Raw genomic sequence first — 25,807 nt, 5'->3', positions numbered from 1 at the left:
CAGCGTCTATTGGATCATCTGTGAGCCATCCATATTCGGGTTGTCAACAATGACTACCCCGGAGAAATCACATGACTATCCTTGTTACAGGCGCAACCGGCCGCGTGGGCCGCCAGGTTGTCAGCCAACTTCTCAAGCGCAAAGCCTCGGTTCGCGTTCTCGTCCGCGATCCCTCAAAGGCCAACCTCCCGGCCGACGTGGAGGTCGTGCAGGGCGACATGCTCGACATCGACGCATTGCGCGCCGCCTTCGACGGCATCAGAACGCTCTTCCTTCTGAACGCGGTGGCGGGCGACGAATTTACGCAAGCGCTCATCGCTCTCAACATTGCGCGCGAGTCAGGCGTCGAGCGTGTCGTCTACCTGTCCGTCATCCATAGCGAGCGGTTCGTGAACGTGCCCCACTTCGCGGTGAAGTCGGGTGCCGAACGGATGATCGAAGCGATGGGTTTTAGCGCCACTATCTTGCGTCCGGCCTACTTCATCGACAATGAGCTCATGATCAAAGACGTCATCTTCAATCATGGCGTCTATCCGATGCCGATTGGCAGCAAGGGGGTGGCCATGGTCGACACCCGAGACATCGCCGAGGTCGCGGCGATCGAGCTGATCCGGCGGGATCGAGCACCCGGCAAGCTGCCGGTCGAGACCATCAACCTGGTTGGCCCGAATACGCTGACCGGCTCGGACCTCGCCGCCATCTGGTCGGAGGTCCTGGGTCGCCCGGTCATCTATGGCGGCGACGACCCCACGGCGTTCGAGCAGAATCTCGCCACCTTCATGCCGAAATGGATGGCCTACGAGATGAGGCTGATGGCCGAACGCTATGTCAGCGACGGCATGGTGCCGGAAGCGGGCGATGTCGAGCGTCTCACTCAACTGCTGGGACGCCCGCTCCATAGCTATCGCGCCTTCGCTTCCGACCTCGTCGCGTCAGCCTGAACTCTCTTACGTCCAACGTCCCGAACAAAGAGCAATTCCAGCAAAAATGCGTAGCGGTTTCGCGTTCTATCTCTTTGTTTTCACGCAATTCCGGACCTGCGATCAACGCTTGGCAGGCGGCTTCACGGCCGCTCGCCGCTGCAGCGCAAAACGCGCCGCCGAGCAGTTAATGTCGGGCACGAGATCATAGGTCTGCTGGTAGAGGCTCAGCGCCAGCGTTTTGTTGCCGCGGGTTTCCGAGGCAAGGGCGGCAATTGCGGTGCGTTTGTAGGCCTCGACGATCGGCTCGGCGGCCTTTGCCAGCGCCGCGTCGTCCGACGGTTCGGCCGCCAGCGAAAGGGCAGCATAGGTTGCATCGCCATCGCGGCCGACACGGCCGCCGACGGCGCCGTTGAAGCTTGGTTCGGAGACCTGGCGCATGCGCCGGGCGTTCTTGATGCAGGTCGGGATGCGGGCGGCCTCGGCGTTGATACGCTCGGCGGTCGGTCCGCCCTCGGTGCTGCCGCTATCGGACAGGATCACGTAGCCGATGATGCCGACGATGGCGAGATAGACGACACCCATGCCGGCGAGGAAAGCCGGCTGCTTGAGCAGCGGCTTCTTCGGCTTGTCGTCACCAGTCTTGGATGCCTCCTTCTTCGGCGCCTCCTTGGCCGGCGCCTTCTCCAGAAACTGGAATTCGACATCCTTGCCGAGGCGGAAGCTGTCGCCTGTCTTCAGCGAGGCAGTCTGCAAGAGGGCTTCGCCGCGCAGCATGATCGGGTTCAGCCCCATGCGGCGAATGATGAAGCCGCCGTCGTTCTGTTTTTCGATGCGCGCATGGATCGGCGCCAGAAACGGATCGTCGACGACGATATCGGCATTCGAAGCCCGGCCGATCGACATCTCAGGCCGGTCGAGCACATGGCTGCGGCTCTGGCCGCCGGGTCCGGTCTGCAGAAGGCTGGGTTTGTTTCCGCGAAAGAAGGAAAAGGCCATGATCAGAACATCCCACTCGACATCATCTCGACAATTGCCGGCGCCAGCACCAGAAGCAGTATCGACACGACGATCATCATCGCCGGCATGACGATCTTGGCTTTCAGCTTTTCACTGGCCCTGTCGGCCTTTTCCCAGCGGCGGAAGCGCAGGTCGCGCGCATGTTCGCGCAGAAGCTCGACGCGGTTGCTGCCCTCGACCTCGCCCTGGATCACCGCACGGATGACGCGGATGACCTCCTCGGCAGTCATGCGGCGCTCCAGGCGCTGCAGCGCCTCGACCATGCCGGTGCCGAGCGCCACGTCCTTCAGCGTCTGATCGATCTCTTCGCTCATCACCGTGCCGGGTGCCGCCTCGGCATAAAGCCGCAGGCTTTCCGGCAGGGTCGCCTGCGCCTGCTGCGTCATGACGACGAGATCGAGGAAATAGGGAAATTCGCGCGAAATGCGTTCCTTGCGATCCTGCATCTTGTCGTCGGCGACCACCCAGAAATAGATGGCGGGGATCAGACCGAGGATCAGACCGGCGACCAGGCCGCCGATGATGCTGCCGCTGGCAATGCCGAACAGCACGCCGAGCAGGACGAAGCCGAAGAGGCTGAGGACAACGAGAAGCGCGATATATTCCCGCCCGGTGACGCCGCCGAACGGCCGGCCGCCATAGATCAGCTTCTGCTCGAGCTGGACGCCGTAATCTTCCAGCAGCGGCTCGAAGTGCAGCAGCACGAATTCGACCGGCGTGCGCATGCCGATGCTGTCGACGATATTCGGCGGCGGGCCATCGCCGCCGCGGGATCGGCGCACCACCTGGATGCTGCCGAGCAGATCGCCGATCCACCAGACGAAGAGGGCCGCGGTAATGCCGGCAAAAACCACCGCAATCGGGGCGAGAGGAATTTGAGACATCAGACCGACACCTTCATCATCGAGCGCATCCAGAAGAAGCCGGTGGCATAGAGAATGGCGCCGACGATCGCGATGACGATGCCGATGGCGTTGCCGAACACCTTGTCGATCAATTCAGGCTGCCCGAAGAAGATCATCAGGATCATGAACAGCGCGCCGCCGTTGACGACGCGGAAATTCATGCGCGCCTGCGACGACGAGGTGGTGATCTTCTGATCGAGCTTCCAGATTTCCTTGAAGGATTTCGACATTTCGGTCAGCGGCTCGGAAATATCGCCGCCCTGGCGGGCAAACAGACCGAGGGCCGCATCGACCATCTTGAAGTGCAGGCTCGGCACGGTGCGGGCGTGGCGGTCGAGCGCCTCGACCAGGCCAATGCCGAGCTTCTGTTCGCGGGCGATGCGCTCGAATTCGCGCGAGGCCGGCATCTGGCCGGTATCGGCCACCGCATTGACGGCGACGGCGAGCGGCTTGCCGGTGCGCACCGCCGAGACGATCTGGTCGACGGCATAGGGAAGCTGCGATTCGATCTGCAGCCAGCGCCGGTGCAGGAAGTGGCGGATCACCGCCTTGGGCAGGAACAAGGCGACCGGGATGGCAACGACCACGCCGAAGATCGGCCCGAAGATCAGCGAGACGACGATGAAGACGACGATCGCCGTGATGGCGTAGGCAAGGATCATCGTATACGGCGGAACGGCATCACGCCCAAAGACCTGTGCTGCCTCGCTGGCCAGCGCAATATCACGTTCGGTGGCGCGCAGCAGCGGCGCCGGCCAGTGCACCGGCGCGCCCCAGACGAGCAGCCCCGCCGTCACCGCGCCAAGGGCGACCGTAAAAATCTGCAGAATGCTGATATACATTGCTTCCCCCTCAGAGCAATTCCAGGAAAAGTGCGAAGCGGTTTTCCCAGGCAAACCGCAAAGCCCTTTTGCCGGGAATTGCGTAAAAACAAAAGCTTAGAGCGGTTCTGCGCTTCCGCAAAACCTGAACCGCTCTAAACGAACATATCGAGTTTTTCGATTTCGCCGTCTTCCCCGAACTCGACGAGTTCGGCGACGAAGCTCGGCAGGTAGCCTGTAAAGGCATGCACCGCCTGGCCGCCGGCGCGGCCGACCAGATGGAAGATCGGCTCGACGATGACCAGACCGGTATCCGGATCGATGCCGATCACCTCGGAAATCTCGGTCACCGCACGCCGGCCATTCGCCAGACGGTTGAGCTGGACGACGAGTTCGACGGCGGCGACGATCTGCTGGCGGATCGCCATGACCGGCAGCGAGCTCTGACCCTGCAGCACCATCACCTCAAGCCGGGTCATCATGTCCTGCGGCGTATTGGCATGCGCCGTCGTCATCGAGCCGGCATGGCCGGTGTTCATCGCCTGCAGCATGTCGATCGCCTCGGCACCCCGGCACTCGCCGACGATGATGCGGTCGGGGCGCATGCGCAGCGCGTTGCGCACCAGGTCGCGGATGGTAACGCTGGTTTCGGATTCCGCCGTCTTCGGCCGCGATTGCAGATAGACCACATGGATGCCGTCGAGCTGCAGTTCCGACGTGTCCTCGACGGCAACGACGCGTTCGCCGATCGGGATGAACTGCGACAGGCTGTTCAACAGCGTCGTCTTGCCGGAGCCGGTGCCGCCGGAGACGACGATGTTCTTGCGCGAGCGGACGGCCGCCTCAAGAAAGGCGCGCATCGGCTCGCTGAGCGCGCCGGCGGTAACCAGCTTGCTGATATCGAGACGCGACTTGCCGCCGAACTTGCGGATGGTCAGGCAGGCGCCCTTGACCGCCAGCGGCGGGATCACGGCGTTGACGCGCGATCCATCCGGCATGCGGAAGTCGGCCATCGCCTCGCTCTCGTTGATCGAGCGGTTGGAATCGACGGCGATGCGCTCGATCACCTTCATCAACTGCCGCTCATTGGCAAAGGCGAAGGGATACCGTTCCAGCAGGCCGAATTTTTCGACATAGATCTCGTCATAACGCGTCACCATGATTTCCGAGATGACGTCGAGATCCATCAGCTCCGAGATCGTCCCCCAGCGGTACATCAGCTCCTCGATATTGGAGCGCAGATGCATATGGGCGATCTCGTAGCGGTCGCCGGCGTTGAAGAGGGCCTGGCGGGACTGGAAGGCGGCGCTGAACCGCGTGTCGAGCTGGGCGAAGTCGGCGCGGGTGGATTCGAAATTCAGCTTCAGCTGCAGCGCCGAGATCAGCGCCTTGCCGACGTCGAACAGCCGGCGATTGTCCTGCTCCTCGCGCGATAGGCTTGCGGCATTCGACGAAGCATCGCGCCGCCCGGTGCGGGCAATGCGTTTTGCCAGCCACCGATAGACGGCGTTCTTGATGACGAGGATGACCAGATCCTGCGGCGCACTGTCGAGCGCCTCCTTGATGAACATGTCGAGCCGTTCGCGGATGCGGTTTCGCGTGTCCTCGCGGCCGAAATCGGAGGATTTCACCAGCCGGTCATATTGCGTGTCTTTTAGCAATCGCTCATGGACTTCCATCTGCAGCGCCAGCACCCGCTCCTGGTCCGGAAACTGCGTCACGACTTCGGCGGCCGCGGTCGGCTCGACGAGTTCGATCGTGACGTTCGGCACCCAGATCGACATGCCGGCCGAGATCGCAACCGGCGTGCCGGCCCGAAGCGGCTGGTCGTCGACACGCGTCGGATTGCGGCCGTGATGCTGCACCGACCAGCCCTGACCGGACTTGCGCAGCACGAATTGCGGCGAAGAGACGTGGCTGCCGCGAAGCCGCACGACCCCGGCGCCGGCCGGCAGCGTCAGCGTGCTGCTTTCGCCGACGAAATAGGTCTCATTCGAAGAAAGCGGGATCACCTCCCGGCCGCTGCCATCCTCATAGGAAATCTTCAACAGCATGGCTCACTCCTCCGCGACGGTCACATACGCGTCCAGTTGATGCTCGGCAGTTCCTCGACGGTATTGTCAGCGGGATTGCGCAGCACGAGGTTCAGACTGCCGTTCGATTGGCCCATGGCAAAAATCAGCATTTCGGCTTCCGACGGTGTCACTTCGACGGTCACGTTATTGTACGTGCTGTTGGCCTTGGTAATGGCACCTTCCGCCGTCGTCGCCGCGCCGACGGCCAGCACTTTGACATTCTGCAGGAAGGTGCGGGTGACGACGCGGGTGCGCGAGCTCATGCCGAGTTTATAGTCTTGCGCCTGTTTGCGGTAGGCGTTGACGTCATTCTCGTCGGCGCCTGGATATTGGGTGAGATAGTTCTTCAGCATCTGCTCGGCCGGCGACTGCGGCTGGGCCGGAGCCTGCGGCTGTCCGGCCACAGTCGGGGCCTGTCCGGGCGCGGCAGGCGCCTGGCCGGGGGTTCCCGGCTGGGGTGCAGCGGCAGGCGCTACGGGTTCGACCGGTTCGTCGACCGTGCCGAGGATATCGACATAGCTGCCCGGCTCGACGAAGTGGCCGACGGCTGCGGCCGCATTGACGGGAAGGGTGAGCGCCCGCTTGCCGGGCGCGATCATCGTCGTCAGGCGTCCGCCGTCATTATCGTCGAAATACTGGAACAGCAGCACCGAGCCGGCCGGAATATCGGCGGCGGCCGTCCTGTCCTTCAGCCATTCCTGGTAAGCGCTAGCCGCGGGAACCGCGAGCTTGGCGAGCGCCCCGAAGCTTTCCGGCAGCATCACCGGTTCGGCGAGCATGTCGGGCGTGATCGCCTGACCTCGCGTCACCTTTCTGTCGGGCTGGAGCCGCATGAAGGCATAGGCTACCTGCTCGTTCTTGACGCTCTCGGTCCAGAAGTAGAGCAGAACGCCGGTGATGAGCCCGACGATGACAGCCGCGATGAGCTTCCAGTTCATGGTGTTGTTCCTTCGAGGAAGGGTTGCCTGATTTGAATGACCTCGACGGTCCGGCCGTCGGTCTTGCTGCTGGTGTAGAGAACATTGGCCTCGACGCTGCCGCGCCGGCCATAAAGGGCAGTGACCCCGCCACGCTCAGCCGGCGGCGCCTCGATGGTGAAGCCGTCGCGGGCCAGCAGCTCGGCGCGCGCATCGGCCCAGCGTACGGCCGATAGCCGGCCTTTCGACACGACCGTGCGCGACGTGTGGCCCTTGTCGCGGTCGCCGATATCGCTCAGCACCTCGACGCCGGCCGGCGGACGCAGCGACGGCGGCAGCTTGCTGACATCGGCCGAAGCCGCGAAGGCCGGCAGGGACGAAGCGACGTCCTCGAAGCGGCTCATCAGCACCTCTGTCACCGGCGCATCGGCGGGCCGGCGGATCATGATCGAGACGCCGGGGATCGGTGCTCTCGCCGAGGGATTTGCCGGGTCCTGCCGTCTGAGATAATCGAGGGCTGCCTCGCCGTCGCCGTCGAAGAACCGAACCACCACGGCGAGATCGTCGCGGATGCGGCTGGTCTTCGGGACGATCAGCATGTTGGCGGCAATGACCGCGGTCAGTTCTTGCTTGTCGTTGCTTTTCGGCAGGGCAGGCCGGGTATCGGCGGCCAGCACCCGCAGCCATTCGTCGGTGATATCGGAAATGCTGTGATCGCTCTGGTAGGGGGTGAATTCAAGCGGCTGGCCGTTGATGACCAGATCGCGCGGCGAGCGTTCCGGTGCGCCGAGAATGCCGGCCAGCATCGAATTCAGCGTCGCCCGGAAATCCTTGTAGACCTCCGCATGGCCTGGTTTGGCCACGACCATGGCAGCGAGCCCGATGACGAGCGCCAAACCAGTGAGATGACCGGCGAAACGGATGGAGATGCGCGCTCCCTGTCTCATCCTATTTCGCTCCCGGAAAGACGCCGTCGAAGAGATCGCCGGAATCGTCGGCCACATCGCGGATTTCCCGGCGCAGTGTCGGGTCATAGCCTCGGCGCGTCGTATTGTTGTTGTGCGAGGCAAACAGCGTTGCGTCGTCCACCGTGAACGCATCCTTCCAGCGGATGCTCCTGATCGTATCGAGGTCGTCGGAATCCCTGAACTTGTAGACCCGGTCGGCCGTCGCGGTGACCAGCTGCGGCTTCTCATTGGCGAGGTCGCCGACCATATCGCCGAAATCGCGACCGTCGCTCTTCAGCGTGTTCTGGACGTCGTCCCAGACAAAGGTGCGCTGAGGGTCGCCGTCGCCTTCATGCGAGGGCGTGCGCGAGCAGCTCATGGCGTCACTTCCGGGCAGCGCCGGCAGGGACGGGATTGGAAAGACGTTGGAGAAATCCGACGTGCAGTCCAGCCCATTCGCCTCGGCGAAAGCGGCGTTGCGCATGGCAAGCATGGTTCCCACCTTCTTGGTGGAAATCCGGTTTGCGTGGATCATGAAGATCACGATCAGCAGGATGACCGGTGCTGCGAGCACGAATTCGATCGAGGCCAGGCCGCGCCTGTCGCGATGCAGCCGCATCAGCAGGCCGCCGGCCGGCGCGCCGCCGGCATGTTCAGTGTGTGTTGACGGCAGCCCAGGCATTGGCTCCTCCCTTGTCGAAGACGCGGGTCAGGCCGGTGAAACTATCGGCGGCCGGGCTCTGCTTGATGGTGTTCGAAACCTCGCCGGTATCGTCGGCAAGCGTGGCAGGCGCAAGCGATGCCAGCCAGTCCTGGGTGTAGAGATCGAAGGCCGTATAGTTGTGGACCCAGCTCTGCGCCAAGGCATAGGCGGATGCCGTCTTGTCCTTGAAGATGCGGATCTGCAGCCGGGCGCGCGGCGCGCGTGAAACGATCGCCAGTGTCTGGTAGTCGTCGAGTTGTTCGCCGCCAAACGGCGTGAAGTTGAAGGGTATGCGTCCCTTCAGCCAGTAAGGCTTGGGGAAGGAGATGACCGGCAGGTCAACACCCGCCACGGAGATCGCGCCACCCGCCGGGCCGCAGACCTGGTTCCAGATCATGTCGAACTTGCGGGTGAAATCGTTCTCATCTTTTGTCTGTGAGTCCGAATAGCGCGGCGGCACGTCGATCGGCAGCTGGAAGGGGTTCACGATGCCGAACCCGACACCGAAGACCTTGTCCGCCAGCCAGAAGCTGACATCGAGGGCTGCTTCTTCCAGCCAGCTGAGATCACCGGCGAATTGTTCGACGATTGCCTTGAACGGGACCTTGCTCAGGTAGGCCGGGCCGAAGGCTTCGTAAAAGATGTAGAAGTTCACCAGTGCATTGTCGATGCCACTCTTGTGGTTGACAAAGTCGCGAATATGGCTGCCGTCGACTCCGCCCGCGGTCAGCGGGCCCTTGCCGTTGGGGAAGCCGCGGTTGGCATACTCGCCACGCATCAGAAACGGGTCCTGTCCCTCCGTACCCCTGCTCATCGCAAGGCACATTTCAGCATAGGCCGAGGCGGGATTGATGCCATCGCGATCGACCGGCAGGTTACCGCCCGCACCTTCTCCGGCCTGGTCGCAGGATACGCACGGCGGATGGAAGACGACATGATCCGACTTGTTCAGGCGCACCAGATGCAGGGCCTCATTGCCGACCCGCTGCGGAAAGCTCTCGACCAGGTAGTCATTGAGGTCGTTCATCGCGTCGATGATGTCGCTAGACTTCACGATCAGGCCCCAGGGATCATAATCGATCTGTGCTTTTACCGTGTATGCAATCGCAAGACTGGCCTCCGTCGCCCGGAACCCCTGGAAAGCCAGGCAAGCGCCGTAGATGATGCCGCCGACGATCGGGACCTTTTCCCAGCCGGGGCAATAGGGCATCGGCGGAAGCGGCGGCAGAAGCGACGCCGGTCCGAAGCCGTCCGTGAAAGAGTATTCGGCGAGTTTCGCCAAAATGACGCCCGAGCGCAGCGCCAGTTCCGCCGAGGTGAGCTGGAAGGCGACCGAGGTCGCCATGACCACGGTTGCCTGCGAGGAGGCGACGTTGTTCATCGCCATGATGTTGAGATAGCGCGCTTCCCAGTCGGCATGGACCATAGCGGCAGCGTCTGCCGTGTCCTGGGTGCGCTGCTTGTCGTAGATCAACTGTCCCGTATTCAGGATCCATACGATCATCAGGGCGAGCGCGATCGTCATGTAGAGGATGATCGGCGACAGGAAGCCGCGTTCGTCGCGGTGCAGGCGTTTGATCAGGGTCGGCGTCATAGCAGGTTCACCTCCGCCGTCGAGATCGTGTAGTAGCGGCCGTCTTTCCTCTGGCCGCGGGCAAAGACCCAGCCGGCATATTCGAGCAGCAGGAAGCGCGCTTCGACCCTGGCGGTCACCGGCACATGCGGCGAGCGGTTGATGGCGGCATAGAGCGCCATAGGCGCGCGGTCGACGGTCACCGTGACGTTCTGCGGGTCGAACATGTAGCGAGCCTGGTTGCGCATTGCGCGCCAGTTCTTCGAAAGGCCGGAGGCATCGGCAAGGCTTTTCAGCGCCTCTTCCGGCGGCTGACAGGCGCCGACACATTTCAGCTGGTCGTAGGGGGCGGCCGGGATCAATGCCAGGCGGGCGGCAAGATCGGCCTTCCCCGGGGCAGCGTCGTCATCGCAGGTCTTGGCGTCGATGAAGCTCCGGAGGGTGATCGGCAGGGCCGGGCAGAAATAGACCCGGGCACTGCGGGCCGCCGCATAAGCGGCATAATGGGTGAAGAGGTGGTTTTTGGCCAGGATCGCGAATTGGAACACCACGAACATGAAGAAGACGAAGACCGGGGTGACGAGCACGAAATCCATCATCGTCGTGCTGCCGGAGATATCGCCGTGCAGCTCCGATATCCGGCGCCGGCGGGCGGAAAGCCGCGGCAGCAGCAGCATCGAGGCAAGCAAAATCATCGCAATCGCAAAGGTCCCGAAGAGCGCGCCGTGATCCTCAGGGATCCAGAAGGTCCGTGAGTGCAGGATCGAACTCCAGAAGGCACCGTCGAAGATGGGGCGTTCGAGTTCAGCGCGCATTGCCGTTACCTCACGAGTGAAAGAGGGGTGAAATCAGGCATGAAAAGGCACCAGAGAAGTCCGAGAGCGGCAGCAACGCCGAAGCGGACGGTATGATGTGTCTCGCGTGGCTTCAGCACCGAAGCGGCATCGCGGAAACCGGCAGGCAGAAGCAGGGCGAACAATCCGACGGTCCTGGCCAGCACGCTCCACTGAACACGCCGCGCCATCGAGAAGACGGCGATCACGCCGCCGACCATCAGCGATGCAAGCGTCACGTCGATGGCCGGCCAGAGGCCGAGAATGGCGCCGAGCGCCGCCATCAGCTTGACATCGCCGCCGCCGCAGCTTCCGGCTGCGAAGGCGATGATGAAGATCATGCCGGCCGCAATGAGGCCGGCGAAGGCAAGGCCGATCCCGGCCAGACCGCCGCTGACTGCCGCCAGCATGAAGCCGGCAAGCAAGCAGGGATAGGTCACGGCGTTCGGGATGTGACCCTGGCGGTGATCGAGCACCGCCGCGGTCGTGGCGCAGGCGACGGCAAGAGCCGCCGCCGCAGGCATCAGGGTCAGATCATAGGTCGTATCCATGATCCCGGCCCACTTATTGACCCGGCTCGGGAATTCTCTCGGCATCCGAGAGCGCCGTGTTCTTTTCGTTGAACCATTCGCCGATCTGTTTGCCGAATGCGAGCAGGATCAGCATCAGCGGAATGACGATCAGGGCGACGGCGAGAACGATCTGGGCCATGTCGCCGCGCTCGTCCTGGTGAAGTGCAATTGCGAGTGTCTTGAGTTTTCCAAACATCTGCGTATTCCTCGTTCCTAGGGTTGTTTCGGATCGAAGACCTGAGAGAAGATTACCAAGCATACGGTATCGATCCGAACGAGCACGTTGCTCGTTCCAATGATATGTTCTGCTTCAGCTTTTCTTCCCCGGCGGCCAACGCTTGTTGAGCAACACCATTAAGACCCAAGAGTGCGCCCAAGGCCAGCCCTCCGTCAAGCAAACGAAACGAAGGGTTCCAATTGCCTTGGAGGCATGGCGTGGGAAAACGGAGTTGACGCCGGGATTTCGCAACTAACCGATTGAATACGCTGCAGTTTTACCTCAAGAAGGGAAGTCTGCGACGATCTTGTGGCGACTTGTCTACTGCTCCATAATTGGTCAATTCTTTCAAGGTGATAGAAGAAGGCGCCTGCAGGGGTCATCTGGGCTGTCTCAGCGCGACGCGGCCATGGCGTTGCTTGACGATCTGGATTAAGCTTTCCTGCAATGGCGGGTATGATCCGCTAGTCGATCCGGAGAGAAAACGATGGAAACGATGAGCAGCATCTTGATACTTGCATTGGTCCTCATTCCACTGATGATGTTCTTTCCGACCGCGGTCCAGATGATGGCGACATTGTTCGGCATGAGCACGGTTCTTGTGGGGATGCCGCTCTGATGAAGGCCGTTTCCGACGACGCCGCCGAACAGGCGACCTTCCAGGTCCTGACCCGGGCACTGGACAAGCTCTTGGGCCCGATCCGCTTCCTGCTCGATGATCCGAGCGTTTCCGAAATCCTGATCAATGGGACATCCAACATCTTCGTCGAAAGGCGCGGCAAGCTCGAACGCGCCGATACGCGTTTTGCCAGCCGCGAGGACCTGGAATCGGCTGCGCGCAGCATCGCGCAATTCTCCGGCAAGCGACTGACGCCGGAGGAGCCGAGCGTCGAAGCGCGTTTGCCGGATGGCTCGCGCGTGCAGATGATTCAGCCGCCCGCGTCCCGCACCGGGCTCTGCATCTCCATTCGCCGCTTTTTGAAAGAACATCGCAGCATCCGCGACCTCGTCACCCAGGGCAGCCTGACCGAGGGGTCGCTATCGCTGCTGCAGGCGGCCGTCGGGCTGCAGAAGAACGTCATCATTTCCGGCGGCACCGGCACCGGCAAAACGACGATGCTGAACGCGCTGTCGGAGGCCTTTGCCGACCACGAGCGCATCATCGTCATCGAAGACACGTCCGAATTGCAGATCCGCAAGGAACACGTCGTCTATCTCGAAGTCACCAAGCCCGACCGTTTCGGCCGCGGCGGCGCCAGCATCCGCGACCTGTTCCGCTCATCGCTGCGCATGCGGCCCGACCGCGTCATCGTCGGCGAGTGCCGCGGCGGCGAGGCGCTGGATATGATCCAGGCGATGACATCAGGCCATAGCGGCAGCCTTTCGACGGTTCACGCGAACACGCCCTACGACTCCCTGCACCGGCTGGAGACGCTGGCGCTGATGTCGGATATCGACATGCCGCTCCGGCCGCTGCGCGCCCAGATCGCCTCGGCGGTCGACGTCGTCGTGCAGATCGCCCGTTTCAAGCGCACCGGGAGACGCCGGGTGATCGAGATTTCCGAGATCAAGGGCCTGAACAATGACGGCCAATATATCGTCGAGAGCATCTACAAGCTCGAGGGCGACGGCCATTCCAATCCCGACGGCGCATTGCTGTGGACCGGTGTCGTGCCGAGCTTTGCCGCCGATGCGATCGAAGAGCTGCAAGGCGCAGAACGCCCCGAATGGATAGGTGCCGCCGCGCGGGAAACGGCTTGAAGTCCATCGGCGGACGCCGCCTGGTGGAAAGCGAGTTAGGATTTACGGTTAGGCGATACCCAAAAACACGGCGAGCGATCTTGTGACTGCCAAGAGAGCATCGTCTTCCAGGCGACCGATTATCGGCCCAATTCGTTCCCGTTTCACCGACATGCTTTTGTCCACCTTCACCTGCGAGGCTTTGCGCAAACCGCTGAGCGCTGTCGGCTCGATTGTCGGCCGAATGAGCGGCGCGTCGATGAGGGTGCCGGAAATCGGCAGCACGGTAACCGTGCCGGTTGCGTCAAACTGATCCGCCTGGATGATGAGCGCCGGACGCGGTTTGCCGAAATCGCCGGTGATGGCAACGGTTACGATGTCACCGCGCCTCACGCTTCACCATCATGGTCCATGTCGGCGAGAGCGGCATCGAGGAAATCCTGCAAATCGCGATCGCCTGCATCGGCAAGAGCTGTCTGAACGGACTGACGATGGCATTCGTCGGCAAAACCAGGGCGACGGGTATCCGGAACCCATATTTGCACGGGACGCAGTCCAGCGGCCCGCAAAGCCTCGCGGCGCTTTTGAACTCTTTCGTTGACCGGCGTTGCCATGACGAACTCCATTGCCGCGTTACATGTAACATAAGAACCCGGTATTGCCATGTCAATCTGCCGGCGGTCAGGGCTGCGCGGACATCTGGAGAGAGATGCAATGCGCTCGGTATTGGCGGGAAGGACGGCCCTTATACGCCGCCATCCTTTTCGGCACTCGCCGCCATATGGGTGAGTTCGTCCCAGAGACTTTCGGCGAAGCTGCGCAGAACCGTCAGCTCGAAGCTGTCATCGCCGGTGCGGGCGATCTGCACCGAGAGATGACCGACCATCGCCATCGCCGAACGACCTTCCGGGAAGATGGCAGGATCGAGATCGACGGCGGTGCCCTTTGCAAGAAGCAGCCGCGAAGACCGGCCGGAAACGCCGATGCGGACACGTCCGTGGCTTTGGTCCATGACGAAGGCTTTTCCGGCAAGCGCTGCCGTAAGAGTATCGAGACCGGCGGGCGTAAGCGGCTCGTCGCCGGCGACGAACCATTGCCGGAAGCCGGCCTTGCGGATCGAACTGTTTGCAAAGCCGGCTTTGACCAGTTCGGCGGCAAGTGCCGCCGGCTCGATCGTGCCCAGTACGTGTAGCAGATGGCCTTCCGGCAAGGCTTCCAGCCGGATGTCTGCCGCTGAGATACCGACATATGCTGCCCCGGCGAGAACCGGTCTGTGCTGAGGAAGATCAAGCATGGAGCTTCTCGTTTTCAGGATCGACGAAGACAGGATGGCAGAGCACCGCATCGGTATATTCGTTGCGCAGGCCGTTCCAGACCGTCACCTTTTCACCGATGCGCTCCGGCCCGCGCCTGACCAGAGCCAGGCCGATCGTATGGCCGAGCGTCGGCGAGAATGCGCTTGATGTGACGTAGCCCTGGTCGTTTTCGAGCGTCGCTGCATCAGCCTCGACAAGGATATGCGAGCCGGTGCGAAAGCCGCTTGCCGGATTGAGCGGCTTGACGCCGACGAGGCGCGGCCGTTCCGGGTCCTGCAGGCCTTCGCGGGCGAGCATCGCCTTGCCGATGAAATCCGGCTTGGTCGATGACACCATGCGGCCGAAGCCAAGATCGCCTGGTGTGACCGTGCCGTTGATCTCGGCATGGGTGACATGGCCTTTCTCGATGCGCAGAACGCCGAGCGCTTCGGTGCCATAGGCGCAGATGCCGTGTTTCTCGCCCGCCGCCATGATCGCGTCGGCAACGTCCTCGCCGTAACCGGCCGGCACCGCAAGCTCGTAGGCGAGTTCGCCCGAGAAGGAGATGCGGAAGAGCCGGCCTTCGAGGCGGCCGCCGAACAGCGAAACCTTTCGGGCGCTCATGAACGGGAAGGCCGCATCCGATAGATCCTCGTCGACGATCTCCGAAAGGATGGCGCGCGACTTCGGCCCGGCAACGGCCATCTGCGCCCATTGATCGGTCGACGAGGCGAAGCAGACGTCGAGTTCCGGCCATAGCGTCTGGGCGCAAAATTCGAGATGGGTGAGCACGCCGGCGGCAAGCGCCGTCGTCGTCGTCATGAAGAAATGCTCGTCGCTGAAGCGGCTGGTGGTGCCGTCGTCATAGATGAAGCCGTCCTCGCGTAGCATGATGCCATAACGCGCCTTGCCGACGGCAAGCTTGGCGAAGCCGTTGCAATAGATGCGGTCGAGGAAGGCCGCGGCATCGCGGCCGAAGATTTCGATCTTGCCGAGGGTCGAGACGTCGCAGAGGCCGGCATTCCTCCGGATGTTCAGCACTTCGCGATCGACGCTGTCGCGCCATGTCGTTTCGCCGGCGCGCGGGAACCAGGAGGAACGGTACCAGAGGCCGGTTTCGACGAAGACCGCGCCGTTCTTCTCAGCCCAGCCATGCAGCGGCGATTTGCGCCCCGGCTGGAAATGTTTGCCGCGCGATGTCCCGGTCAAAGCACCGAAGGAGACCGGCGTATAGAAGGGCCGGAAGGTTGTCGTTCCCACCTCGGCCGGCGACACGCCGCGCGCCTCGGCCAGGATGCCGATGGCGTTGATGTGGGAAAGCTTGCCCTGGTCGGTCGCCATGCCGCTCGTCGTATAACGCTTGGCGAGCTCGACATGGCCGTAGCCTTCGCGCACGGCAAGGCCGAGATCCTTGAGATGCACGTCGTTCTGATAATCGACGAAAGCCTTGCCCTTCGAACCCTTGACCGACCAGAGCGGCTTTGCCGGGGCAACCGTCTCGGAAGCTACGGCAAAGGCCGGTTCCGCCGCTGTGAAGCCAATCGCCTTCAACGCGGCAGCTGCCTTTGCGGCGCCATCACCGAGGCAGGCCGCGGTTTCGGCAAGACCGGCAGCCGAGCCGGCAACGGCAAGACCGTCCTGTCCGGCCGGCGCCAGAAACGCCGCGGTCTCGTCCGACCATTGCGGCTTGCCGCCGCGATGGCAGGCAAGATGGATGATCGGGCTCCAGCCGCCCGACATGGCAAGCGCATCGGCGTCGATGCGGCGGGTGCCGTTTGCGGTTTCGACGCTGACGCCGTTGAGGCGCTGGCCACCAAACGCGTCGATCACCCGGGCGCCCTTCAGCACCTCGGCGCGGCCCTGCCAGCCCTTGCCCGCATCGGCGCGGCTGTCGACGATCGCCGCGACCTGAAGGCCGGCGGCTTCAAGGTCGGCGGCGGTGCGGTAACCAGAATCGTCGGTGGTGAAGATTACCGTGCTTTTGCCTGGGGCCACTGCCTGCCGGTTGAGATAGCTGCGCATGGCGCCGGCCATCATCACGCCGGGAATATCGTTGCCGCCGAAGACCAGGGGCCGCTCCTCGGCGCCTGTCGCCAGGATCGCCTGGCGGGCGACGATGCGCCACAAGCGTTCGACCGGACGGTCCGGATCGGGCATCGCCACATGCTTCTGCACCCGTTCGACGGCGCCGAAAACATTATCGTCGTACCAGCCGAACACGGTCATGCGCGGCAGGCGGCGCACATTCGAAAGCCCTTCCAGCTCTGCCAGCAGCTCGCCGAGAAGCATGTCTGCCGGCTTGCCCTCGATCGTGCCGCTATCGGAAAGCAGGCTGCCGCCGAGTTCGGGCCCTTCGTCGGCGAGGATGACGCGGGCGCCGGCGCGGCCGGCGGTGAGTGCCGCGGCAAGGCCGGCAGCACCGGCGCCGATCACCAGCAGATCGCAATGCGCCCAGCATTTCTCGTAGGCATCGGGATCGGCCTCATAGGAGGCTCTGCCGAGGCCCGCCGCTTTGCGGATCACCGGCTCGTAGAGCTTTTCCCACAGCGCCGCCGGCCACATGAAGGTCTTGTAGTAGAAGCCGGCGCTGAGGAAGGGCGAGAGCAGCCCGTTGACGGCGCCGACATCGAAACCGAGCGAGGGCCAGCGGTTCTGGCTCTTGGCCGCCAGCCCCTGGTGAAGCTCGATCATCGTCGCGCGCGTATTGGGCTCGGTTCGGCCGCCGCTGCCTGTCGTGACCAGCGCGTTCGGTTCGGCAGCCCCGGCCGTCAGGATACCGCGCGGGCGGTGGTATTTGAAACTGCGGCCGACGAGTTGGATGCCGTTGGCAAGCAGCGCCGAGGCGAGCGTATCACCCGGATGGCCTGCGAGCGCCTTGCCGTCGAAAGTGAAGCCGAGTGTCGTGGCGCGGTCGATGCGCCCGCCGGAGGAAAGACGGAAGCTCGTCATGCCAGGTCCCCGCCAAGCTTCGAAAGCGCGGCATCCCTGACGCCATGAACCACATGGGTGACGGTATCACGTTCGACGATCAGCCAGCGGCGGCATCCAGAGGAATGGTGCCAGTATTCGCTGTGGCTGCCACGCGGATTGTCGCGCAGATAGACATAGTCGAACCAGGCCTCCACGCCGGCATCCGGCGCCGGTCTGATAAGGCCGGCATCGCCGCGGATCGAGAATTCCTCCTTGGGCCGGGCGCCGCAATGGGGACATGAAATCAGGCTTGCCATCGTCAAATGTCCTCAGTGCAGATTGGGCTGGGCGCCGACGCCCTTTTCGTCGATCGGATAGCCGCGGGCGAACCGGTCGAGCCGGAAGGCGCGGGCCGTCTGATGCGGCGTGTTGCGGGCGATCAGATGGGCGTAGCAGAAGCCGGAGGCGGGCGTCGCCTTGAAGCCGCCGTAACACCAGCCGGCATTGAGATAGAGATTGTCGATATGGGTGCGGTCGATGATCGGCGAGCCATCCATGCTCATGTCCATCACCCCGCCCCATGAGCGCAGGTAACGCACCCGCGACAGGGAAGGGATCATCGCCAGCCCGGCTTCGGCGACATGCTCGACCGAGGCCAGATTGCCGCGCTGGGCATAGGAATTATAACCGTCGATATCGCCGCCGAAGACGAGCCCGCCCTTGTCCGACTGGGAGACGTAGAAATGGCCGGCGCCGAAGGTGACGACATTGTCTATGAAGGGTTTCAGCCCTTCGGAGACGAAGGCCTGCAGCACATGGCTTTCGATCGGCAGGCGAAGGCCGGCCATGTCGGCGACGACGGTGGAATTGCCGGCCGCCGCCAGCGCCAACTTGCCGCAGCCGATGAAGCCCCTGCTGGTCTCGACGCCGGTAACCTTACCGTTTTCGCTGCGGATGCCGGTCACCTCGCACTGGGTGATAATATCGACGCCGCGGCTGTCGGCGCCGCGCGCATAACCCCAGGCGACCGCATCGTGGCGTACCGTGCCGCCGCGCGGTTGGTACAAAGCGCCCATCAGCGGGAAACGGGCATTGTCGAAATCGAGGAAGGGCAGTTTTTTGCGCACCGCCTGTCGGTCGAGAAGCTCGGCATCGACGCCGTGCAGCCGCATGGCGTTGCCGCGGCGCGTATAGGCATCCCGCTGCGCGTCGGAATGGAAGAGGTTGAGGACGCCGCGCTGCGAGACCATGGCGTTGAAGTTGAAGTCCTGCTCCAAGCCTTCCCACAGCTTCATCGACAGTTCGTAGAAGGGATTGTTGCCGGGCAGCAGGTAGTTCGAGCGAATGATCGTCGTGTTCCTGCCGACGTTGCCGGAGCCGAGATACCCCTTTTCAAGGACGGCGACATTGGTGATGCCGAATTCCTTGGCAAGATAATAGGCGGTGGCAAGGCCGTGACCGCCGCCGCCGACGATGATGACGTCGTAATGCGGCTTCGGCGCCGGATCGCGCCACGCGGGCGCCCAGCTTTTGTTGCCGCGAAGGCCGTTGAGAAAGATCGAAAGAGCGGAATAGCGCATGGGTCAATCCGATAAGAACCGCTGCATGATGCCAGAAAGAGCACGATCGACTTGCGCAATAAGGACATGAATGGTTAGAAAAGAGACATGTCCTCCACCGATAGTAAAAATGTCCAGGAGATCGGCTTCATCCTGATCCCCGGATTCGCGCTGATGTCCTATGCCTCGGCGACCGAGCCGTTGCGGGCGGCAAACCTTCTGGCCGGGCGCGAAATCTATCGCCTGTCGATCTTTTCGCCGGACGGGGAGCCGGCGCGCTCCTCCTCGGGCGTCAGCGTGCCCGCAGAACCGCTTCCGGCCAGGGGTTCCGGCCTCGGCACGGCCTTCGTCTGCGCCGGCGGCTTGCCGCGCGACTGGCGTTATCCCGGCGTGCTTGCCTGTCTGCGGCAGCTATCGCGCGAAGGTGTGAGGATCGGCGGCATTTCGGGCGGGCCCTATCTGATGGCCGCGGCCGGACTGCTGGCCGGCCGCGATTTTACCATCCACTGGGAACATGCGGCCGCCCTTCTCGAGGCTTTTCCCGATCTGTCGCCGCGCCAGGCGCGCTTCATGATCGACGGCAACCGGATCACCTGCGGCGGCGGTATCGCGCCGCTCGACATGATGCATGTGCTGATCGCCGAGCGCATGGGACCGGATTTTGCCCGCCGCGTCAGCGACTGGTATCTTCACACAGAGGTCAACGAGCCCGCCGCCCCCCAGCGCGCGTCGCTCGCCGAACGCTACGGCGTCCACCATCCCGGTCTGCTCAGCGTTCTCGAACGGATGGAGGAGACGATCGAGATGCCGCTCGACCGCGCCGCCATGGCGCGCATCGCCGGCGTCACCGTCCGCCATCTCGACCGGCTCTTTTCCGCCCATCTTAAGACCAGCTTCCTCGATCAGTATCATAGGATCAGGCTGCAGCATGCCCATCGCCTGCTGAAGCAGAGCCCGCTTTCCGTCTCGGAGATCGCTGTCGCCACCGGCTTTTCCAGTCTTAGCCACTTTTCCCGGATGTTCCGCACAGTCTACGGCATCGCGCCGCGTGAGGCGCGGCGCGAATAGGTTTTCTTCACGGTTGAGAAAATTTCACTAGGGCGATAGGGTTGCCTCTGAACAACGCGAAGGCGGCAGCATGAAATCCAAGCTTGAAGCGGCGAAGCAACTGGAACAGGCGCAGAGCGAACGCGCTCCCTTTTCCCAGGATCCACACGCTGTTCGCGAGCCGAAGGAAAACAACCTCGAAATGGCGATCGGCCATGAGGTGCGCGCCTACCGCAAGAAACTCGGCATCACGGTCACCGATCTGGCGGCCGCGACCGGCATTTCGCTCGGCATGCTGTCGAAGATCGAGAACGGCAACATCTCGCCGTCGCTGACGACGCTGCAATCGCTGTCGCGGGCGCTGGGCGTGCCGATGACCGCCTTTTTCCGCCGCTTTGAGGAACCGCGCAATGCCGTCTTCGTCAAGGCGGGGCAGGGCATCGAGCTCGAACGGCGCGGCACGCGCGCCGGCCATCAATATAATCTGCTCGGCCATATCGACAATAATACCAGCGGCGTCATCGTCGAACCCTATCTCATCACCCTGACGGCCGATTCCGACACCTTCCCAACCTTCCAGCACGAGGGCATGGAATTTCTCTACATGCTCGAAGGCGAGGTCATCTACCGCCATGGCGATCAGCTTTTCCAGATGCAGCCGGGCGACAGCCTGTTCTTCGATGCCGATGCGCCGCATGGGCCGGAACAACTGGTGGAACTGCCGAGCAAATACCTCTCGATCATCAGCTATCCACAGCAGAACTCCAGAAGCTGAATTGCCTTAAAAGAAAAATTTATTCTTCCTAGTTGAAGTCGACAAATAGTCCTGCTAGTCCTTTCTCACCATGAACGGAGGCACACGCTATGTGCGGCATTGTTGGATTGTTCCTCAAGGACAAGAGCCTTGAACCTCAACTGGGAAATCTGCTCTCGGATATGCTGATCACCATGACGGATCGCGGACCGGACTCAGCCGGCATCGCAATCTATGGCGGCTCCACCGAGGGAAAAGCGAAAATTACCATCCAGTCCGCCAATCCCAGCGTGGACTTCGAAGGCCTCGCCGGTGACCTTGCGAAGGCCGGCATCAAAGCCGAGGTGTCGATCAAGAGCACACATGCGGTCATCGAGCTTGATGCCTCCAAGCTTGGAACCGTGCGCAAGGCGCTCGAAGAGATCCGCCCGACGGTCCGTCTGATGGGATCGGGCGAAAGCGTCGAGATTTACAAGGAAATCGGTCTTCCGAAAGATGTCGTGAAGCGGTTCGATGTCCGCGCCATGAGCGGCACCCATGGCATCGGCCATACCCGCATGGCGACGGAATCCGCGGTCACCACGCTCGGCGCCCATCCGTTCTCGACCGGCGCCGACCAGTGCCTGGTGCACAACGGCTCGCTGTCCAACCACAACAACCTGCGCCGCGAACTGGTTCGTGAAGGCATGACCTTCGAGACGCAGAACGATTCCGAAGTCGCCGCCGCCTATCTGACGGCCGAAATGGCCAAGGGCAAGGATCTCGGCCAGGCACTGACCGGCGCGCTCGATGATCTTGACGGCTTCTTCACCTTCGTCGTCGGCACCAAGTCCGGCTTCGGGGTGGTGCGCGACCCGATCGCCTGCAAGCCCGCCGTCATGGCCGAGACCGACCAGTATGTCGCCTTCGGCTCGGAATACCGCGCGCTGGTCAACCTTCCCGGCATCGAGAACGCCCGTGTCTGGGAGCCGGAGCCGGCCACCGTTTACTTCTGGGATCACGACAAGGCCGCCTGAGGGGCGCCTGAATGCAGGAGCGGCTCAAACCGTCTCCCGGACCAACGAGGATGCAATGCCGACATTCGATCTTTCCAACACCCCTCTTCGCGAACTGAACAGCGCGCTGCACGCCCTTTCCAAGGGTGCCAACGACACTGAATTCGAAGTCATCAACCCGCGCGGCAGTCATTCCGTTGCCGTTGGTATCGACAGCCCCGTCACGGTCGCCGTCAAAGGATCGGTCGGTTATTACTGCGCCGGCATGAATGACGGCGGCAGGGTCACGGTCCACGGTTCGGCCGGTCCGGGTGTTGCCGAAAACATGATGTCCGGCACCGTCGTCATCGAGGGCGACGCCAGCCAGTATGCCGGCGCCACCGGCCGCGGCGGCCTGCTCGTCATCAAGGGCAATGCAGCATCGCGCTGCGGCATTTCGATGAAGGGCATCGACATCGTCGTTCACGGCAGCATCGGCCACATGTCGGCCTTCATGGGCCAGTCCGGCCATCTCGTCGTGCTCGGCGACGCCGGCGATGCGTTGGGGGATTCGCTCTACGAAGCCAAGCTTTTTGTCCGCGGCGAGGTCAAGAGCCTCGGCTCCGACTGCATCGAGAAAGAGATGAGGCCGGAGCATCTGGAAAAGCTTGCCGAGTTGCTCGACAAAGCAGGCGTGACTGACGTCAGGCCCGAAGAGTTCAAGCGCTACGGCTCGGCTCGCAAGCTCTACAATTTCAACATCGACAACGCCGACGCGTACTGAAGCGAGGGACACCCATGAGCTATCACAATCCTTATACCCCGCCACGCAAGTCCGCGACGTTCGATGACTATACGCTTGCCGAAATCCGCCGCGCCGCGGCGACCGGTATCTATGACATTCGCGGTGCCGGCACCAAGCGCAAGGTTCCGCATTTCGACGATCTGCTGTTTCTCGGCGCCTCGATCTCGCGCTATCCGCTCGAAGGTTATCGGGAAAAGTGCGACACGACAGTCGTCCTCGGCTCGCGTTTCGCTAAGAAGCCGATCACGCTCAAGACGCCGATCACCATTGCCGGCATGAGCTTCGGCGCGCTGTCCGGCAATGCCAAGGAAGCGCTCGGTCGCGGTGCGACCATCGCCGGCACCTCGACCACGACAGGCGACGGTGGCATGACCGATGAGGAACGCGGCCATTCGCAGACGCTGGTCTACCAATATCTGCCCTCCCGCTACGGTATGAACCCAAAAGACCTGCGCCGCGCCGATGCCATCGAAGTCGTAGTCGGCCAGGGCGCCAAACCCGGCGGCGGGGGCATGTTGCTCGGCCAGAAGATCTCCGACCGCGTTGCCAATATGCGCAACCTGCCGAAGGGCATCGACCAGCGCTCGGCCTGCCGCCATCCCGACTGGACCGGCCCCGATGATCTGGAAATCAAGATCATGGAGCTGCGCGAAATCACCGATTGGGAAAAGCCGATCTACGTCAAGGTCGGGGGCGCGCGTCCCTATTACGACACCGCCCTTGCCGTGAAGGCGGGTGCCGACGTCGTCGTGCTCGACGGTATGCAGGGCGGCACGGCGGCGACGCAGGACGTCTTCATCGAGAATGTCGGCATGCCGACACTCGCCTGTATTCGTCCGGCCGTCCAGGCGCTGCAGGATCTCGGCATGCATCGCAAGGTGCAGCTGATCGTTTCGGGCGGCATCCGTTCCGGCGCCGACGTCGCCAAGGCGCTGGCGCTCGGTGCCGACGCGGTCGCCATCGGCACGGCGGCACTCGTCGCCATCGGCGATAATGATCCGCACTGGGAAGAGGAATATCAAAAGCTCGGCACGACGGCCGGCGCCTATGACGACTGGCATGAAGGGAAGGATCCGGCCGGCATCACCACCCAGGATCCGGAGCTCGCAAAACGCCTCGACCCGATTGCGGCCGGTCGCCGCCTTGCCAACTATCTCAAGGTCATGACGCTCGAGGCGCAGACGATCGCGCGTGCCTGCGGCAAGAACCACCTGCATAACCTCGAGCCGGAAGACCTCGTTGCATTGACGATCGAGGCATCGGCCATGGCGCAAGTGCCGCTCGCCGGCACCAACTGGATCCCCGGCAAGACCGGTTTCTAAAAAAACACCGGCCGGGCGCGTTTGGGAGGATGCGACCGGCTTCATCATCAAGTGTCTAAGATCAATACAAGGGGACAAACGTGACACTGGACCTCTCGCAATACGCCTCCGAAAAAGGCATCAAATATTTCATGATCAGCTACACCGACCTGTTCGGCGGCCAACGCGCCAAGCTGGTCCCGGCGCAAGCCATTGCCGATATGCAGAAAGACGGCGCCGGCTTCGCGGGCTTTGCAACCTGGCTCGATCTGACGCCGGCCCATCCCGACCTGTTCGCGGTTCCCGATGCGTCCTCCGTCATCCAGCTCCCATGGAAGAAAGACGTCGCATGGGTCGCAGCCGACTGCGTGATGGACGATCAGCCTGTCGAACAGGCACCACGTGTGCTCTTGAAAAGGCTGGTTGCTGAGGCTGCGAAAGAAGGGCTGCGGGTAAAAACCGGTGTGGAGCCCGAGTTCTTTCTGATCTCTGCGGATGGTTCGGTGATTTCGGACCAGTTCGATACCGCCGAAAAGCCCTGCTACGATCAGCAGGCCGTGATGCGTCGCTATGATGTCATCGCCGAGATCTGCGACTACATGCTCGAGCTCGGCTGGAAGCCCTATCAGAACGACCACGAGGATGCCAACGGCCAGTTCGAGATGAACTGGGAATATGACGACGCGCTTCAGACCGCAGACAAGCACTCCTTCTTCAAGTTCATGGTCAAGTCGGTCGCCGAAAAGCATGGCCTTCGCGCCACCTTCATGCCGAAGCCCTTCAAGGGCCTGACCGGAAATGGCTGCCACGCCCACATCTCGGTTTGGGACATCGATGGCAAGGTCAACGCCTTCGCCGACAAGGAAATGGCCTTTGGGCTCTCGGCTCAGGGTAAGACGTTCCTCGGAGGCATCATGAAACATGCCTCTGCGCTTGCCGCGGTCACCAATCCGACGGTCAATTCCTACAAGCGCATCAACGCGCCGCGTACCACATCGGGCGCCACCTGGTCGCCGAACACCGTGACCTGGACCGGCAACAACCGCACCCACATGGTGCGCGTGCCGGGACCGGGACGTTTCGAGCTGCGGCTGCCGGACGGGGCTGTTAATCCCTACCTGCTGCAGGCGATCATCATCGCCGCCGGCCTTAACGGCATCCGCAGTCAGGCAGACCCCGGCCGCCACTACGATATCGACATGTATGCCGAGGGGCATCTGGTGAAGGACGCGCCGCGCCTGCCCCTCAACCTCCTCGATGCGCTACGCGCCTACGATGCCGACGAGGGCCTGAAGCAGGCGATGGGGGCAGAATTTTCCTCCGCCTACCTGAAGCTCAAGCATCGGGAATGGAATGCCTACTGCTCGCATTTCACCCAGTGGGAACGCGACAGCACGCTCGACATCTGAGCGGCCGACCGATGTCTTCGAAGACCGCCGACACGCCGGGCTGACAAGCTCGGCGTGATCGCATCCTCGGCACCTGATCTCGTGAAGGAAAAGACAGCATGAAAAACGTCGTACTCACGGTATCCTGCAAGTCGACGCGCGGCATCGTGGCGGCGATTTCGAGTTATCTGGCCGACAAGGGCTGCAACATCATCGACAGCTCACAGTTCGACGATCTCGATACCGGCAAGTTCTTCATGCGCGTCAGCTTCATTTCCGAAGAGGGTCTTTCGGGCACCGAGATCGGCGCCGATTTTCCACCGGTCGCCGCCCCCTTTTCGATGGATTACGAGTTTCACGACAGCGAGAAGCGCATGAAGGTGCTGCTGATGGTGTCGCGCTTCGGCCATTGTCTCAACGACCTGCTCTACCGCTGGAAGATCGGCGCGCTGCCGATCGACATCGTCGGCGTCGTCTCCAACCATTTCGACTACCAGAAGGTCGTGGTCAACCACGACATTCCCTTCCACC

The 25,807-nt window shown here is 62.5% G+C and carries 26 protein-coding genes; 9 read left to right on the top strand and 17 right to left on the bottom strand.

Going from position 1 to position 25,807, the window contains the following annotated elements:
• Positions 1-71 precede the first annotated feature (71 nt).
• Positions 72-941, top strand: a complete 870-nt coding sequence (locus HJB82_RS27010; protein ID WP_207585349.1) for an SDR family oxidoreductase — start codon at positions 72-74, stop codon at positions 939-941.
• 102 nt (positions 942-1,043) lie between these two features.
• Here the strand turns inward: HJB82_RS27010 and HJB82_RS27005 are convergent, their stop codons facing one another.
• The 11 genes from HJB82_RS27005 to HJB82_RS26955 form a co-directional block, all read right to left on the bottom strand.
• A complete protein-coding gene (locus tag HJB82_RS27005) occupies positions 1,044-1,919 on the bottom strand; it encodes an FHA domain-containing protein (protein ID WP_207585348.1) in 876 nt (291 codons plus the stop codon).
• A gap of 2 nt (positions 1,920-1,921) precedes the next feature.
• A complete protein-coding gene (locus HJB82_RS27000) occupies positions 1,922-2,824 on the bottom strand; it encodes a type II secretion system F family protein (RefSeq protein WP_207585347.1) in 903 nt (300 codons plus the stop codon).
• The gene (locus HJB82_RS26995) at positions 2,824-3,687 is read right to left on the bottom strand and encodes a type II secretion system F family protein (protein ID WP_221142005.1); all 864 of its coding nucleotides are present in this window, start codon (positions 3,685-3,687) and stop codon (positions 2,824-2,826) included. The genes HJB82_RS27000 and HJB82_RS26995 overlap by 1 nt, the downstream gene beginning before the upstream one ends.
• A 134-nt stretch (positions 3,688-3,821) precedes the next feature.
• Entirely contained in the window at positions 3,822-5,720 is a 1,899-nt protein-coding gene (locus HJB82_RS26990) for an ATPase, T2SS/T4P/T4SS family (protein WP_207585345.1), read from the bottom strand.
• A 20-nt stretch (positions 5,721-5,740) separates the two neighbouring features.
• On the bottom strand, positions 5,741-6,679 hold the full coding sequence (locus HJB82_RS26985) for a Flp pilus assembly protein CpaB (protein WP_221142004.1): 939 nt from the start codon (positions 6,677-6,679) through the stop codon (positions 5,741-5,743).
• The gene (locus HJB82_RS26980; RefSeq protein WP_221142003.1) at positions 6,676-7,605 is read right to left on the bottom strand and encodes a hypothetical protein; all 930 of its coding nucleotides are present in this window, start codon (positions 7,603-7,605) and stop codon (positions 6,676-6,678) included. The genes HJB82_RS26985 and HJB82_RS26980 overlap by 4 nt, the downstream gene beginning before the upstream one ends.
• A 1-nt stretch (position 7,606) precedes the next feature.
• A complete protein-coding gene (locus HJB82_RS26975; RefSeq protein WP_221115557.1) occupies positions 7,607-8,287 on the bottom strand; it encodes a TadE/TadG family type IV pilus assembly protein in 681 nt (226 codons plus the stop codon).
• The gene (locus HJB82_RS26970; protein ID WP_221115556.1) at positions 8,259-9,902 is read right to left on the bottom strand and encodes a pilus assembly protein TadG-related protein; all 1,644 of its coding nucleotides are present in this window, start codon (positions 9,900-9,902) and stop codon (positions 8,259-8,261) included. Before HJB82_RS26970 ends, HJB82_RS26975 begins: the two co-directional genes overlap by 29 nt.
• Complete coding sequence (locus tag HJB82_RS26965) at positions 9,899-10,696, bottom strand: TadE/TadG family type IV pilus assembly protein (RefSeq protein WP_207585340.1); 798 nt, start codon at positions 10,694-10,696, stop codon at positions 9,899-9,901. Before HJB82_RS26965 ends, HJB82_RS26970 begins: the two co-directional genes overlap by 4 nt.
• Positions 10,697-10,701: 5 nt before the next feature.
• Positions 10,702-11,265: a prepilin peptidase gene (locus HJB82_RS26960; protein ID WP_207585339.1), complete on the bottom strand. Its 564-nt coding sequence runs from the start codon at positions 11,263-11,265 to the stop codon at positions 10,702-10,704.
• Between the two features lie 13 nt (positions 11,266-11,278).
• The gene (locus HJB82_RS26955) at positions 11,279-11,482 is read right to left on the bottom strand and encodes a hypothetical protein (protein WP_007628054.1); all 204 of its coding nucleotides are present in this window, start codon (positions 11,480-11,482) and stop codon (positions 11,279-11,281) included.
• A gap of 492 nt (positions 11,483-11,974) precedes the next feature.
• Here HJB82_RS26955 and HJB82_RS26950 point away from each other — a divergent pair, with 492 nt between their 5' ends.
• Entirely contained in the window at positions 11,975-13,264 is a 1,290-nt protein-coding gene (locus tag HJB82_RS26950) for a CpaF family protein (protein ID WP_246762889.1), read from the top strand.
• Positions 13,265-13,312: 48 nt separating this feature from the next.
• Here the strand turns inward: HJB82_RS26950 and HJB82_RS26945 are convergent, their stop codons facing one another.
• The 6 genes from HJB82_RS26945 to HJB82_RS26920 all read right to left on the bottom strand — a co-directional run bounded on the left by HJB82_RS26945 (position 13,313) and on the right by HJB82_RS26920 (position 19,028).
• On the bottom strand, positions 13,313-13,636 hold the full coding sequence (locus HJB82_RS26945; RefSeq protein ID WP_207585338.1) for a type II toxin-antitoxin system PemK/MazF family toxin: 324 nt from the start codon (positions 13,634-13,636) through the stop codon (positions 13,313-13,315).
• Positions 13,633-13,857 carry an antitoxin MazE family protein gene (locus HJB82_RS26940; protein WP_207585337.1) on the bottom strand — a complete coding sequence of 75 codons (225 nt, stop codon included), beginning with the start codon at positions 13,855-13,857 and terminating at the stop codon, positions 13,633-13,635. Before HJB82_RS26940 ends, HJB82_RS26945 begins: the two co-directional genes overlap by 4 nt.
• Before the next feature lie 131 nt (positions 13,858-13,988).
• Positions 13,989-14,537, bottom strand: a complete 549-nt coding sequence (locus HJB82_RS26935) for a sarcosine oxidase subunit gamma family protein (protein WP_221142002.1) — start codon at positions 14,535-14,537, stop codon at positions 13,989-13,991.
• Positions 14,530-17,487, bottom strand: coding sequence for a sarcosine oxidase subunit alpha family protein (locus HJB82_RS26930; RefSeq protein WP_207585335.1), 2,958 nt, complete (start codon positions 17,485-17,487; stop codon positions 14,530-14,532). Before HJB82_RS26930 ends, HJB82_RS26935 begins: the two co-directional genes overlap by 8 nt.
• Positions 17,484-17,765, bottom strand: coding sequence for a sarcosine oxidase subunit delta (locus HJB82_RS26925; protein ID WP_207585334.1), 282 nt, complete (start codon positions 17,763-17,765; stop codon positions 17,484-17,486). Before HJB82_RS26925 ends, HJB82_RS26930 begins: the two co-directional genes overlap by 4 nt.
• A 12-nt stretch (positions 17,766-17,777) precedes the next feature.
• Positions 17,778-19,028, bottom strand: coding sequence for a sarcosine oxidase subunit beta family protein (locus HJB82_RS26920; RefSeq protein WP_207585333.1), 1,251 nt, complete (start codon positions 19,026-19,028; stop codon positions 17,778-17,780).
• Positions 19,029-19,115: 87 nt separating this feature from the next.
• Here HJB82_RS26920 and HJB82_RS26915 point away from each other — a divergent pair, with 87 nt between their 5' ends.
• From HJB82_RS26915 to HJB82_RS26885, 7 genes are all read left to right on the top strand, one after another.
• Complete coding sequence (locus HJB82_RS26915) at positions 19,116-20,075, top strand: GlxA family transcriptional regulator (protein WP_207585332.1); 960 nt, start codon at positions 19,116-19,118, stop codon at positions 20,073-20,075.
• A 70-nt stretch (positions 20,076-20,145) separates the two neighbouring features.
• Positions 20,146-20,829, top strand: coding sequence for a helix-turn-helix domain-containing protein (locus tag HJB82_RS26910; protein ID WP_207585331.1), 684 nt, complete (start codon positions 20,146-20,148; stop codon positions 20,827-20,829).
• 89 nt (positions 20,830-20,918) lie between these two features.
• A complete protein-coding gene (locus HJB82_RS26905; RefSeq protein WP_207585330.1) occupies positions 20,919-21,824 on the top strand; it encodes a glutamine amidotransferase family protein in 906 nt (301 codons plus the stop codon).
• A gap of 55 nt (positions 21,825-21,879) precedes the next feature.
• Complete coding sequence (locus tag HJB82_RS26900; RefSeq protein WP_207585329.1) at positions 21,880-22,566, top strand: GXGXG domain-containing protein; 687 nt, start codon at positions 21,880-21,882, stop codon at positions 22,564-22,566.
• A gap of 14 nt (positions 22,567-22,580) precedes the next feature.
• Positions 22,581-23,909, top strand: coding sequence for an FMN-binding glutamate synthase family protein (locus tag HJB82_RS26895; RefSeq protein ID WP_164015812.1), 1,329 nt, complete (start codon positions 22,581-22,583; stop codon positions 23,907-23,909).
• Positions 23,910-23,989: 80 nt separating this feature from the next.
• Positions 23,990-25,297 carry a type III glutamate--ammonia ligase gene (gene glnT, locus HJB82_RS26890; RefSeq protein WP_207585328.1) on the top strand — a complete coding sequence of 436 codons (1,308 nt, stop codon included), beginning with the start codon at positions 23,990-23,992 and terminating at the stop codon, positions 25,295-25,297.
• Positions 25,298-25,395: 98 nt separating this feature from the next.
• A partial coding sequence (locus HJB82_RS26885; RefSeq protein ID WP_221142001.1) for an ACT domain-containing protein occupies positions 25,396-25,807 on the top strand: 412 nt, incomplete at its 3' end.

The sequence above is a fragment of the Rhizobium sp. NZLR10 genome (genome assembly GCF_019685125.1).
Taxonomy (GTDB): domain Bacteria; phylum Pseudomonadota; class Alphaproteobacteria; order Rhizobiales; family Rhizobiaceae; genus Rhizobium.
Note: the sequence above shows the minus strand (reverse complement) of the source record. Positions and strands in the feature narration are given on the sequence as shown.

What these genes read in the sequence shown, in the direction of transcription:
- HJB82_RS27010 (WP_207585349.1), top strand. Translation starts at nt 72, where the DNA reads ATGACTATCCTTGTTACAGGCGCAACCGGCCGCGTGGGCCGCCAGGTT.
- HJB82_RS27005 (WP_207585348.1), bottom strand. Translation starts at nt 1,919, where the DNA reads ATGGCCTTTTCCTTCTTTCGCGGAAACAAACCCAGCCTTCTGCAGACC.
- HJB82_RS27000 (WP_207585347.1), bottom strand. Translation starts at nt 2,824, where the DNA reads ATGTCTCAAATTCCTCTCGCCCCGATTGCGGTGGTTTTTGCCGGCATT.
- HJB82_RS26995 (WP_221142005.1), bottom strand. Translation starts at nt 3,687, where the DNA reads ATGTATATCAGCATTCTGCAGATTTTTACGGTCGCCCTTGGCGCGGTG.
- HJB82_RS26990 (WP_207585345.1), bottom strand. Translation starts at nt 5,720, where the DNA reads ATGCTGTTGAAGATTTCCTATGAGGATGGCAGCGGCCGGGAGGTGATC.
- HJB82_RS26985 (WP_221142004.1), bottom strand. Translation starts at nt 6,679, where the DNA reads ATGAACTGGAAGCTCATCGCGGCTGTCATCGTCGGGCTCATCACCGGC.
- HJB82_RS26980 (WP_221142003.1), bottom strand. Translation starts at nt 7,605, where the DNA reads ATGAGACAGGGAGCGCGCATCTCCATCCGTTTCGCCGGTCATCTCACT.
- HJB82_RS26975 (WP_221115557.1), bottom strand. Translation starts at nt 8,287, where the DNA reads ATGCCTGGGCTGCCGTCAACACACACTGAACATGCCGGCGGCGCGCCG.
- HJB82_RS26970 (WP_221115556.1), bottom strand. Translation starts at nt 9,902, where the DNA reads ATGACGCCGACCCTGATCAAACGCCTGCACCGCGACGAACGCGGCTTC.
- HJB82_RS26965 (WP_207585340.1), bottom strand. Translation starts at nt 10,696, where the DNA reads ATGCGCGCTGAACTCGAACGCCCCATCTTCGACGGTGCCTTCTGGAGT.
- HJB82_RS26960 (WP_207585339.1), bottom strand. Translation starts at nt 11,265, where the DNA reads ATGGATACGACCTATGATCTGACCCTGATGCCTGCGGCGGCGGCTCTT.
- HJB82_RS26955 (WP_007628054.1), bottom strand. Translation starts at nt 11,482, where the DNA reads ATGTTTGGAAAACTCAAGACACTCGCAATTGCACTTCACCAGGACGAG.
- HJB82_RS26940 (WP_207585337.1), bottom strand. Translation starts at nt 13,857, where the DNA reads ATGGCAACGCCGGTCAACGAAAGAGTTCAAAAGCGCCGCGAGGCTTTG.
- HJB82_RS26935 (WP_221142002.1), bottom strand. Translation starts at nt 14,537, where the DNA reads ATGCTTGATCTTCCTCAGCACAGACCGGTTCTCGCCGGGGCAGCATAT.
- HJB82_RS26930 (WP_207585335.1), bottom strand. Translation starts at nt 17,487, where the DNA reads ATGACGAGCTTCCGTCTTTCCTCCGGCGGGCGCATCGACCGCGCCACG.
- HJB82_RS26925 (WP_207585334.1), bottom strand. Translation starts at nt 17,765, where the DNA reads ATGGCAAGCCTGATTTCATGTCCCCATTGCGGCGCCCGGCCCAAGGAG.
- HJB82_RS26920 (WP_207585333.1), bottom strand. Translation starts at nt 19,028, where the DNA reads ATGCGCTATTCCGCTCTTTCGATCTTTCTCAACGGCCTTCGCGGCAAC.
- HJB82_RS26915 (WP_207585332.1), top strand. Translation starts at nt 19,116, where the DNA reads ATGTCCTCCACCGATAGTAAAAATGTCCAGGAGATCGGCTTCATCCTG.
- HJB82_RS26910 (WP_207585331.1), top strand. Translation starts at nt 20,146, where the DNA reads ATGAAATCCAAGCTTGAAGCGGCGAAGCAACTGGAACAGGCGCAGAGC.
- HJB82_RS26905 (WP_207585330.1), top strand. Translation starts at nt 20,919, where the DNA reads ATGTGCGGCATTGTTGGATTGTTCCTCAAGGACAAGAGCCTTGAACCT.
- HJB82_RS26900 (WP_207585329.1), top strand. Translation starts at nt 21,880, where the DNA reads ATGCCGACATTCGATCTTTCCAACACCCCTCTTCGCGAACTGAACAGC.
- HJB82_RS26895 (WP_164015812.1), top strand. Translation starts at nt 22,581, where the DNA reads ATGAGCTATCACAATCCTTATACCCCGCCACGCAAGTCCGCGACGTTC.